Raw genomic sequence first — 12,177 nt, forward strand, 5'->3', positions numbered from 1 at the left:
TTCGTTGAGGCGTTACAAAGATTCAGTCACCCTAGACGAATGTCCTGCATACACTTTAAATGAATGATTGTATGGAGGAGGTTATAATCGATGGCATTTGCAGATAAACAGCTTCAGTACAGAGAGATTATCACGAAAGCTGTCTGCGGCAAAGGTCGTAAGTTTTCCACAGTGACCCATACCGTAACACCGCCTCATAATCCCACGAGCATCCTCGGCGCGTGGATTATCAACCACCAGTATGAAGCGGTTCGTTCGGGCGACGGCATCGAGGTCATTGGTACTTACGATATTAACATCTGGTATTCTTACAGCAAAAACTCGCAAACCGAGGTGGCGAAAGAAACGGTATCCTATGTGGAGAACATACCGCTTTCGTATGTAGACCCGAAGCATCGGGCGACGACTGAAGAAGTGTCGGCTGATGCAACGCAAGAACCGAACTGCATCGAGGCTAACATCTCGTCGAGCGGTTCGAGCGTTGTCATTCGGGTGGAGCGGGAATTTGCCGTAGAGATGGTCGCCGAGACGAAAGTGTTCGTCGCTTGCGTTCCTGGCGGTGTGGATGATCTCGAGGGCAAGGATATCGAGTATGGACTCGGCGACGACGGAGACTACGAGGATCTGGACCCGGATCTGCTCGACGACGAGGTGTAAGCCGTAAGCCGCCTTCAGGGGGCGGTTTACAATAGGATATGCGCCGCATGCGGCGAATACGAGGGCGCCAGCCCTCTTTTTGTTTTTTGGGCTTTCTGGCATGGGAAGCGCGAGGGAGGGTTGCCGCATGCATGAAGGCGTCACGATGTCAGCGCATGTCTGGATACAAGACGAACGAGCAGGGAGCAGCTCCTTGGTTCGAGCAGAGGATTACGGCGATAAGTCAGGTGTACAAGGAAGCGGCAGTCGCGATGCGAATGCCGCTTCTTTCCATGCGCAGCAGGATGCGATTATTGTGCTTGGCGGAGGTGCAACCGCAGCCGAGGATGCGATTCATCCAAGCAGCGTATGGAGACTGTACGCTTTAGGAGCGGGTGGAGCCGCGCTGCCGGAACGGAGCGGCATCCTGCGGCGATGGCGAAGAGCTGGCCTATTGTGGGAGCCACCGTCGGATCGAGCTGGCGAGCGGGTGGGCTCCGTCGATGGAGTAGCTCGCGAGATGTCGCGCGAAGAGCGGATGCAAGCTGCACTTGCGCTTGGGTGGCGCATATACCGCGTATCGGTATTTCATCTCGAAGCGATTGCTATGCAGCGCAGCGGAACGTACGAGCTCAGCACCCAACAGCCACTAGTGGCTTCGCCAATCAAGGAGCTGCTTGCCGCTGACCCTATGCTGCGCCGGGTTGCGCGCACGGCAGTGCGAGCGGTGTACGCTGCAGGTCTGGATATAGCGGATGTTTTCATCGCGCTGAGCGGCGAAGGACGAACCGCTGCGCTGGCGATTAGCCAGCCGAGCCGAAGAGATGGTGTGCTGGCGGGACAATGGCAGGCTGCTATTCGTTCGTTTGATGCGGGGTATGCTGCGATGCGGGACCATGCACGAGAGCTGCTCATCGGCGCAGATCCAGAATTTGTTCTGCTGCGCGCGAATGGGCGAATCGTTTCGGCTGACCGCTACTTGGGTCGTACAGGCGGCGCAGGCGCCGACGCGCTGTTGGTCCGCAATCGGCTGATGTATCCGATCGGCGAACTGCGGCCAGATCCGTCGCCATCGCCAGACGGGCTGGCCCATTCGATTCGCCGCCAGTTGGCGAGAGCTGACGCGAGAGTAAAGGATAGGTCGCTTCGATGGGCTGCCGGCGCTATGCCAGTGCCTGGCGTTGCGCTCGGCGGCCATGTCCATTTGAGCGGAGTGCCGCTCACCAGCCGACTCTTGCGCCAACTGGACTATTATCTGGCGCTGCCCATGGCAATGGTGGAGCCTGAACGCGGGCGTGCAAGGCGGCCGCGCTATGGCCAATTAGGCGACTTTCGCCAGCAACCGCATGGCGGATTCGAATATCGGACGCTTCCCAGTTGGCTCGCATCCCCCGCGGCTGCGAAAGCGTCATTCGCCTTGCTGCTGCTGTGCGCGCATGAAACATGGCGGCTGCCTTATCGGCCGGTGCTTGATGAAGAAGCCGAAGCCGCCTTTTATGCGGGGGATCGTTCAAGCCTTGCCCGCGGGCTAGACCAGATTGCGGCTGATCTGGCTGCGAGCTCGTCATTCGGCACGTATGAGCGCTGGATCGAGCCGTTATTGCATGCTGCGCGTCGAGGCGCAATTTGGAACGAGGATGCGGATATCCGGCACCAATGGCGAGTCGGCTCGCCCAACTGACTCGGTTGCTTGGCATAGCTGCTGTTCACAACAAGCCATGCGACCCTTCCTACTTCGTGCTATAATGAAGGATAGTGTTTAAATTCATTCATTCGTACGGAGGGGCTTCATGGCACCGACTTATACCCCGATGATGCAGCAATATTTGTCCATCAAGGAGCAAGCGAAGGATGCGTTCCTTCTGTTCCGTCTCGGCGATTTTTATGAAATGTTTTTTGAAGATGCCGTGCTCGCATCGCGCGAGCTTGAAATTACGTTAACCGGGCGGGAAGCCGGCGGAGCGGAACGGATTCCGATGTGCGGCGTCCCGTACCATTCTGCTGAGAACTATATCGCCCGTCTGATTGAAAAAGGCTACAAGGTCGCGATCTGCGAGCAAGTGGAGGACCCTTCAGCTGCCAAAGGCGTCGTGCGCCGCGAAATCGTACGCGTCGTGACGCCAGGTACGGTAATGGAGTCCAAGTCGCTCGCTGACAAAGCTAACAACTTCATTGTAGGCGTTGCAGAGCAAGAAGGACGCATCGGCTTTGCTGCCTGCGACCTGTCGACAGGCGAGCTTTATGTGACATCGTTCGCGATGGGCGGCGTAGAGGCTGTGCTCGATGAAATTAATGTGTATCATCCAGCGGAGATTGTTGGCAATGAAGCGCTGCTGGAGCAGTTGAAAGCTTATTCTTCAAGCTGGCCGCGCCCGGTTCTATTGACGCCGCGCGAGCCGATGGCGCTTGCTGGCGTAGTCGAGCAGTTTGGCGAGCAGCCGCTGCAAGGGCTTGATCAAGAGCGGCTGCTTGTTATCGCGACGCTTACCGGCTATCTTGCCGATACGCAAAAACGATCGTTCGGCCATGTGCGGACGATTCGCCGATATGAGCCGAATCAATATATGATTTTGGACCCGTTCACGCGCCGCAACCTTGAGCTGACGGAAACGGTTCGCGACCGGAGCAAGAAGGGCTCGCTCCTATGGCTGCTTGACCGCACGCAAACCTCAATGGGCGCAAGGCTGCTGCGACGCTGGATCGACAAGCCCTTGCTCAGCGTTGCAGCGATTGAGGAGCGGCTCTCCGCGGTCGAAGCCTTGTTCCGCGATTTGATCCTTCGGGACGATGTGCGGCGAGAGTTAGGCGAGATTTATGATCTGGAGCGGCTTGTAGGCCGCGTCGCCTTCGGCAGCGCGAACGGCCGGGATTTGAACGCGCTGAAGTCTTCGCTTCGCCGCGTGCCGGCACTCGTCGCGTTATGCGCCGACTCTGGCGATCGGACGCTGCAAGCTTTATTTGAAGCAATCGATGATTGTACAGATCTCGCAGATGCGATTGAGCGCGTAATCGTCGACGAACCGCCTGTTTCCGTACGCGAGGGCGGTCTTATCCGGTCTGGAACGGACGATTATTTGGACCGGCTGCGCGAGGCGAGCACAGATGGCAAACGCTGGCTTGCAGAGCTCGAGCGGTCGGAGCGCGAAGCGACCGGCATCAAATCGCTGAAGATCGGATACAACAAGGTGTTTGGCTACTATCTTGAAGTGTCCAAAGCGAACATCGCCGGATTGCCTGAAGGCCGGTACGAGCGTAAACAGACGCTTGCCAATGCCGAACGTTATGTAACGCCGGAGCTGAAGGAGAAGGAACGTCTCATTCTCGAAGCGGAAGAGAAGATGGTTGATTTGGAGTACGAGCAGTTTGTTCAGCTTCGTGACCGGATTGCGGGCCAACTGAGCCGTCTGCAAAAGCTGGCGGAACGGATTGCTTCGCTCGATGCGCTGCAATCGCTGGCAACCATTAGCGCTGAGAGACGGTTTGTTCGTCCGACAGTAACCGATGGGTTCGATATGCTCGTTGAGGATGGCCGTCACCCTGTCGTCGAAGCGGTGATGGACGGCGCTCCGTACATGGCCAACGGGACGGAGCTTTCGAAAGAAAGCCAATCCATGCTGCTCATTACGGGACCTAACATGGCAGGGAAGAGCACGTACATGAGACAAGCTGCCTTACTATGCGTCATGGCGCAAATCGGCAGCTTCGTACCGGCGAAGTCGGCAACGCTGCCGCTTGTAGACCGGATTTTCACCCGAATTGGCGCGGCGGACGATCTTGTCGGCGGGCAAAGCACGTTCATGGTTGAGATGAAAGATATTCAAGTCATGACGGAGAAAGCGTCCAACCGAAGCCTGGTCATCATTGATGAACTGGGACGGGGAACCTCGACGAACGAAGGGATGGCAATCGCGCAAGCTGTTATCGAATATGTCCATGATGAAATCGGCTGCAAAGCGCTCGTTTCCACCCATTTTCACGAATTATCGCATTTGGAGCAGTCGCTCTCTTCCTTGTCCAATGCATGCATGGCTGTCCGCGAGGACGGCGATAATGTAACGTTCCTGCGGAAATTGGTGCCTGGGGCAGCAAGCTCGAGCTACGGCGTCTATTGCGCAAGGCTTGCAGGTCTGCCGGATTCCATCATTGGCAGAGCCTATTCGTTGCTGGAGGAAGATGCAAGTGCAGAAACGCAGGCAGGACAAGCTGCGCTGCAGGAAACAGCCGCAGCTTACGACGGTTCGCCAGCAGCAGAAGATGGGGGCATTTCATCCGCTAAAGCTGTCGAGGCTGATGTCGCACAGCCGATCAACGGCCCAATCGTGCAGCTTTCGATATTCGGCGATGAACCGCCTGCAGTGAAGGCTGCGCTTGTCGAGCAGCAGGAATCGCAAAAGCGGAAGCTTTCGCCGAAGGCTGAACTTGTCTCTGAGCGATTGCGTAAGCTCGACGTGTTGAATATGACGCCGATGCAGGCGCTGCAATGGCTGAATGAGATGAAGATGAAGCTTACTGACGTATAGGGAAAACGGATAGCGCATTTGATTGAACCGTAGGCAGGGCGAGGAGGAGTCCGGTAATGGGAAACATACGTGTGTTGGATGAACAGCTGGCTAACCAAATTGCAGCCGGCGAAGTTGTCGAGCGTCCCGCTTCAGTCGTTAAGGAGCTAGTCGAAAATGCAGTGGATGCAGGGGCGACGACGATTGACCTCACGATTGAGGAAGGCGGGCTGAACTTAATCCGAGTCATCGACAACGGCGCAGGCATCGAGCCTGACGAGATCGAAACGGCATTCCAGCGGCATGCGACGAGCAAGCTGCTGTCCAGCGCGGATTTATTTCGCATAGCCAGCCTCGGTTTTCGCGGCGAAGCGCTGCCGAGTATTGCGGCTGTATCGCGCGTGACATGCATTTCTTCCCCGACGAAGGATGGACTTGGCAAGCAGTTGGTCATTGAGGGCGGCACCGTCCAGCAATCAGGACCAGTCAGCGCTCCTCAAGGCACGGAAATGAGCGTTAGGGACCTGTTTTACAACACGCCCGCGCGTTTAAAGTATATGAAGTCGATTCAGACGGAGCTTGGCCATATAAGCGATTATGTGAATCGGATCGCGCTCGCGCATCCGGGCATTGCATTCTCGTTGAAGCATAACGGCAACGAATTGCTGCGGACGCCTGGTACAGGCGATCGCTTGCAGGTAATTGCCGCTGTATATGGCACTAGTACGGCTAAGGCAATGCTGCCGGTCGAGGGCGAAACGCCGGATTACGTTTTGACCGGATATGTCTCGAAGCCTGAGCTGACCCGCGCGAATCGCAATGCAATAACGGTTATCGTGAACGGTCGATATATTCGCAGCTTTTTGGTCAATCAAGCGCTGCTGCAGGGGTATCATACCTTGCTCCCGATTAACCGCTTCCCGCTCGTAACGCTTGAGATTGCGATGCATCCCTCCTTGCTGGACGTGAATGTTCATCCATCCAAGATGGAAGTCCGGTTCAGCAAAGAGACGGAGCTCCGAGAACTGATCGAGCAATCGGTGAAAAAGACGTTGGGACGCGACCGATATATACCGGAACCGGCGGCAAGCGGTGACCAGGAGCGCTCGAAGCCTGTGTATGTGCAGGAGCGAATTGCATTCCATCGCCCGGAGCCGAGCTTTCCTGCATCCGCTCGAGGAGGGGAAACAGCAAGCAGCTTTGCCGGATTTGGAGCCCAAAGCAAGGCAGCCTCAAGCGGCAGCAGTTCGAGCGTTGGCGCTGCTCCGCGTACAGGATCAGGCAGCTATGCTTCGGCTTGGCCGACTGGCGTGCCAGGCAGGAATGTCGTGCGAGAGAGTATTCCTCCGGATGCAACAGAGCGGCTTTATGCCATACCGCCAGCTGCTGATGAGCGAGTGAACGCTGTGCGCGAACCATCTATGGATGACGCGGATTTTTATGCGCCAGCGCCAGCCGAACAACAGGCGCAGCCAGCATCGGAGCAGCGAGCATCAACGGGGCTGCCGCCAAGGATTGCTGTTGAGCGTGACCCGGAGACGCCGCCGTTTCCAGAGCTTTCATGGATTGGGCAGCTGCATGGGACTTACCTGATTGCGCAGAGCGAGGATGGGCTGTATATGATCGATCAGCATGCTGCCCATGAACGGATTCATTATGAATATTACGTAGAAAAGTTTGGCAGGCCGCAGCAAGCCTCGCAGCAGCTGCTCGTGCCTATTACGCTGGAGCTGACCGCTGGAGAAGCGGCACAGCTTCATGATAAACTCGAGTTACTCGCAGAGGTCGGCTTGGAGCTCGAATCGTTCGGCGCGAACACGTTCCTCGTGCGCGCGCATCCCGAATGGCTTCCAGCCGGTGATGAGCAATCGATCATCGAAGAGATGATTGAATGGGTGCTGCAAGAGAAGCGAAACGTCGATATCCAGAAGCTGCGTGAAAAAACGGCGATCATGTGCTCTTGCAAAGCGTCCATTAAAGCTAATCAGCGTCTAACGCGAGAAGAAGGCGAAGCTTTGCTGGATCGGCTTGGCGCATGCGGGCAGCCTTACACCTGTCCGCACGGACGGCCGATCGTCGTGCATATTTCGTCCTACCAATTGGAAAAAATGTTCAAACGGGTGATGTCATGATCGTTACGACGGCTGCCAAGCCATCAGAGACGTCTTTGGCGAAGGCGAGGGCGCTGGCAGAGGAGCTGTCGGGTCGGTTTTTGCTTCGCCGGGGGCGTACGTTGAGCCAGCTAATCGATGATAACAAGGAAAGCCGTCTGTTAGTCGTATTGGAGAATGAGGTTCGTTTCTACGAAGGGGCAACGTCCGAACAGCCGCTTTACTACCATCCGAGCATGGCATTCGTGCGCGTAAAGCGATTGCTGCGCGGAGAGCCGGACCCTTTAATTGAACTGTCCGGCTGCGAGCCAGGAGATTCCGTTGTGGATTGTACGGCGGGGATGTGCGCGGATTCGCTTGTTTTCTCGGTTGCTGTCGGCTCGCAGGGCTCTGTCACTGCGCTCGAGAGCGAGCCCGTTCTGTATACCGTCATTCGAGAAGGTTTGCAGAGCTACGAATCTGGCGTTCCCGAAGCGAATGAGGCCATGCGGCGCATTGCGATGAAGCTCGCGAATCACACGGAATATTTGTCTTCATTGCCGGATAACAGCGTAGATATCGTCTACTTTGATCCGATGTTTCAAGAAGCGATCGAAGAATCGAGCGCGATTGGTCCGCTTCGCGCTCTAGCGAACTACAATCCCTTATCTTGTGAAGCTGTGGAGCAAGCCAAACGAGTTGCACGCAAATGCGTCATGCTGAAGGAGCAGAAGGATTGCACGGAGTTCGAGCGGCTTGGCTTTACGCGCTGCAAGACAAAGAAAACATCGAAAATTACGTACGGAGTGATTCGAGTTGACGCAGGACAATAACGCCGCCGCATCACGCATCGAACAGGACAATCATGATGTTAAAAGCGCGGGCAAGCCCAAGCTGCTTGTGCTGATTGGTCCTACTGCGGTTGGCAAAACGCAATTAAGCCTTGATATCGCGAAGGCTTATAATTGCGAAATCATATCCGGTGACTCCATGCAGGTGTATCGCGGCATGGATATCGGAACAGCAAAGATCATGCCCGATGAGCGGCAAGGGATCGTCCATCATTTGATCGACATTCGCGAGCCGGACGAGCCGTATTCCACTGCTGATTTTCAGGCGGAATGCCAGCGGCTCATTTTGGAAATTACGGCGCGCGGCAAGCTTCCTTTCATCGTAGGCGGAACAGGATTGTACGTAGAGTCGGTCTGTTATGGATTCGAGTTTGCGGAGAGCGGCTCAGATCCTGCCTATCGTGCCGAACTTGAACAATTCGCTGACGACTATGGCGCTGAAGCGCTCCATGCGAAGCTAGATGAGGTCGATCCCGTATCCGCTGAACGGCTGCATCCGAACGATCGCAGACGAATTATTCGCGCGATGGAGATTTTTCGGCTGACGGGCGAGAAAATGTCCGAACAGCTAGGGCGTCAGACCAAAACCTCCCCTTATGACCTTTGCATCATCGGGTTGCATATGGATCGCCAAAAGCTTTATGAGCGCATTAACGCTCGTATCGACTTGATGATGGAGCAGGGGCTTGAAGCTGAAGCAACGCGTATTATTGAAACGGGCATCGCCCATGACGCCGTTTCGATGCAAGGCCTCGGCTATAAAGAGTTTTTGCCTTATCTGGCAGGGGAATGCTCGCTGTCGGAATCGGTCGAACTGCTGAAACGCGATACGAGGCGGTTTGCCAAGCGCCAGCTGTCGTGGTTCCGTCATATGAAGGATATCGTATGGGTAGAGTCGGATGAAAATTTTCACAACAAAATAACGGCAGTTCATGATATAATAGCAGGAAAGTTCGGGGTACGAATTGAATATATTTCTAATCAATCTTTTTTAGACGGGGGTAACGGCCAATGAACAAAACCATTAACATTCAGGATACGTTTTTGAACCAGCTGCGCAAGGACAGCGTCCCGGTAACGGTCTATTTAACGAACGGCTTTCAGATTCGCGGCGTCATCAAAGCGTTCGATAATTTCACGATCGTCATCGATAGCGAAGGCCGTCAACAAATGGTCTACAAGCATGCGATCTCGACGTTTACCCCACAACGTAATGTTTCACTAATGCAGGATCACTCCAACGATCATTAATAGAAGCTGTTCACGCAAGATGAAACCTTCATCCGGACCAATTCGTCTATCTGAATAGCGGCATGAATGAACAACCCGCTCTTAGAGTGGGTTGTTCTTTTCATTTGCGGGTAATGATACGCATAGATAAAGATTTGTATAGGAGGGAGTCGTCACCATGACGGAACAACCACGAAGTAGGCAAAGCAAAACCAAGAAGCCAGGGAAAAAACGGCGGCTATCATCGAAGAAAGTGTTTTTGATTTTGTTCTTTACAGCTGCACTAGCTGTCGTATGCGGAATAATCGGTTATTTATTTATTATTCTGAACGGCGAGCGCATCCTGACTGCAAATCAAGAAAAGCTGATTCTTCCCGAAGCGTCGCATGTTTACGATAAGAATAATAACGAGATTGCATCGTTATACAACGTGAATGAAGCGCGCGAGAACATCAGCCTTACCGATATTCCGAAGACGCTGCAAAATGCGTTTATTGCGACGGAGGACCAACGGTTTTATCAGCATTCGGGTATCGATTTCTTCTCGATCGGCCGCGCGGTTGTAAAAGACGTCGTCGCAAGAAGCAAGGTTGAGGGCGGCAGTACGATTACGCAGCAATTGGCGAAAAATATATTCTTGTCAGCAGACAAGACATTCTTCCGCAAAGCGACAGAAGCATCAATTGCGATTGCGCTTGAAAACAATAAGACCAAGGACGAAATCCTTGAGATGTATTTGAACCGTATTTATTTCGGTAAAGGCATGTACGGCATTAAGCAGGCTTCTGAATATTATTTTGGGGTCGAGCCGAAGGATTTGAAAATTTGGCAAATGGCGACGTTGGCAGGGATGCCGAAGGCGCCTAACCGGTACAATCCGGTTAATGACCCGGAAGCTTCGAAAACTCGCCGCGGCGTTGTGCTTAAGCTAATGTTCGATCAAGGATATATTACGCAGGCCGAGAAGGACGAAGCGGCTGCAGTGGACTATAAGCCATCGATGATGAACAAGCAGGCGAACCCGCAGCTGTATCCTGCATTCGTAGATTATATTATCGACGAAGCGGTCGATAAGAGCGGAATCAGCGAGGAAGAGCTTCGGATCGGCGGATATAAAATTCATACGACGCTGAATCCGGTAGCCCAGAAAGTGGTTGAAAAAGAATTTGCAGATGATGATAACTTTGAAGCGAGCGTTGACGATATAAAAGTACAGGGCTCCATGATGATTCTGGATCACCGCAATGGCGAGATCCAAGCGATCGCCGGCGGCCGGGATTACGAGAACAATACGTGGAACCGCGTCACGAAAGCAAGGCAGCCAGGGTCGTCCTTCAAGCCGATCTCCTCTTATGGTCCGGCGCTTGAATCAGGAGAGTTTACGCCAAGTTCGACGTTGCGCGACGATAAGCAGTGCTTCGGCAACTATTGTCCGACGGATTCCAATAAAGTGAAATATATTGGCGCTGTCAGCATGAAGCAAGCGATCAAGGAATCTCGCAACCTGCCAGCTGTATGGCTGTTGAATCAGATTGGCGTGAGCAAAGGTCTCGATTTTGCGAAGAAGCTCGGGTTCGAGCTGAGCGATCAGGACCGCAATCTAGCCATTGCATTGGGCGGATTGACCAATGGGGTATCGCCGAAACAAATGGCAACCGCGTATAGCGTTTTTGCAAATGAAGGGAAGAGCGTAGATCCGCATTCCGTCACGAGCATCGACAACAAAAATGATGATCCTGTCTACACGTATCGCGCTCCGAAGGCGAAGCAGCTCATTAAAGAGTCGACAGCTTCCGGTCTCACTGAAATTATGTCAGGCGTTACGGAACAGGGCGGCACCGGAACTAAAGCGCGGCTTGATCGTCCGGTTGCAGGCAAGACAGGGACGACGCAGCATGGCGTCAAAGGGCTCAAATCAAGCGCCAATCGCGATGTTTGGTTCGTTGGCTATACGCCTGAATGGACAGCAGCCGTCTGGATGGGTTACGATAAGACGGATAAGGATCATTTGCTTAAGAAGAGCAGTGGGCAAGCGGCAGCCTTATTCGGCAAAATCATGTCCGAAGCGATGAAGGATGTACCTCGGGATAGCTTCCACAAAGTAGAGCAGGAACAGCCTGAACCGCCAAAAGAGGAGCTCAATCAAGTATCCGGCTTTTCTGCGCAATATGATGCCAACACGCATACGGCAAAATTGATCTGGCAGCCTGTTGCGGGCGAGAACATCGTGTATCGCCTTTATCGGAAAGAGGCAAGCGAAGCTGATTTTACACGCCTGCTGGATGTAGCATCCGGTACTTCCGCTGAGGATATGGGCGTATCGCCGGGGTTGTCGTACCAGTATTATGTGACTGCTTATGATGCGACTACAGACACGGAGAGCACGCCATCGGCAGCGGTTGCCCTTGTCGTACCGCCAGAAGAATTGGAACCGACGGAGCCTGAATTGCCTGTTACGCCAATCGAACCGAACCCGGGCGAAGAAAACGGTGGAACAGATACAGACGGTTCGCAGAACCCGGACAATGGCGGCAACAACGGTAACGGCAATGGAAATAACAATGGCAACAACAACGGTAACAATGGGCAAGGAAACGGAAGCAGTGGCGGCAATGGGCAAGGCAGCAATGGCAATAACAGCAATTCAGGCACCAATGGTAACAATGCAGGAAACGGCACTAACAGCGAGCAAGGAGGAACCGCGGGCGAAACCAACGGCGAAATAAACGAAGGTTCGGCGGGTACTGGTACTGACGCAGGCAATGGCGGCACATCCGGGGGCAATACGCCAGTGACGAATAGCAACGATGATGCTGTTACGCCGCTCGTGCCGGATACGGTCGTTACAACTCCTTAACTGCAATGCGCTCG

At 54.1% G+C, this 12,177-nt stretch carries 8 protein-coding genes; all 8 read left to right on the top strand.

What is annotated here, in order from left to right; genetic code table 11:
* Nucleotides 1-90 precede the first annotated feature (90 nt).
* On the top strand, nt 91-657 hold the full coding sequence (locus tag PAECUDRAFT_RS03675; RefSeq protein WP_006036756.1) for an outer spore coat protein CotE: 567 nt from the start codon (nt 91-93) through the stop codon (nt 655-657).
* Nucleotides 658-784: 127 nt separating this feature from the next.
* Nucleotides 785-2,317, top strand: a complete 1,533-nt coding sequence (locus PAECUDRAFT_RS03680; RefSeq protein ID WP_006036757.1) for a putative amidoligase domain-containing protein — start codon at nt 785-787, stop codon at nt 2,315-2,317.
* Between the two features lie 109 nt (nt 2,318-2,426).
* On the top strand, nt 2,427-5,156 hold the full coding sequence (mutS, locus tag PAECUDRAFT_RS03685) for a DNA mismatch repair protein MutS (RefSeq protein ID WP_006036758.1): 2,730 nt from the start codon (nt 2,427-2,429) through the stop codon (nt 5,154-5,156).
* Nucleotides 5,157-5,212: 56 nt separating this feature from the next.
* Nucleotides 5,213-7,267 (top strand): DNA mismatch repair endonuclease MutL, encoded by a 2,055-nt coding sequence (gene mutL, locus PAECUDRAFT_RS03690; RefSeq protein ID WP_006036759.1) that lies wholly within the window; start codon nt 5,213-5,215, stop codon nt 7,265-7,267.
* A complete protein-coding gene (locus tag PAECUDRAFT_RS03695) occupies nt 7,264-8,058 on the top strand; it encodes a class I SAM-dependent methyltransferase (protein WP_006036760.1) in 795 nt (264 codons plus the stop codon). The genes mutL and PAECUDRAFT_RS03695 overlap by 4 nt, the downstream gene beginning before the upstream one ends.
* 16 nt (nt 8,059-8,074) lie before the next feature.
* Nucleotides 8,075-9,091 carry a tRNA (adenosine(37)-N6)-dimethylallyltransferase MiaA gene (gene miaA / locus PAECUDRAFT_RS03700; RefSeq protein WP_050794277.1) on the top strand — a complete coding sequence of 339 codons (1,017 nt, stop codon included), beginning with the start codon at nt 8,075-8,077 and terminating at the stop codon, nt 9,089-9,091.
* The gene (gene hfq / locus PAECUDRAFT_RS03705) at nt 9,088-9,327 is read left to right on the top strand and encodes an RNA chaperone Hfq (protein WP_006036762.1); all 240 of its coding nucleotides are present in this window, start codon (nt 9,088-9,090) and stop codon (nt 9,325-9,327) included. The genes miaA and hfq overlap by 4 nt, the downstream gene beginning before the upstream one ends.
* A gap of 157 nt (nt 9,328-9,484) precedes the next feature.
* The gene (locus tag PAECUDRAFT_RS03710; RefSeq protein WP_006036763.1) at nt 9,485-12,163 is read left to right on the top strand and encodes a transglycosylase domain-containing protein; all 2,679 of its coding nucleotides are present in this window, start codon (nt 9,485-9,487) and stop codon (nt 12,161-12,163) included.
* Nucleotides 12,164-12,177 lie beyond the last annotated feature (14 nt).

The sequence above is a fragment of the Paenibacillus curdlanolyticus YK9 genome, assembly GCF_000179615.1.
Taxonomy (GTDB): Bacteria; Bacillota; Bacilli; order Paenibacillales; family Paenibacillaceae; genus Paenibacillus_T; species Paenibacillus_T curdlanolyticus.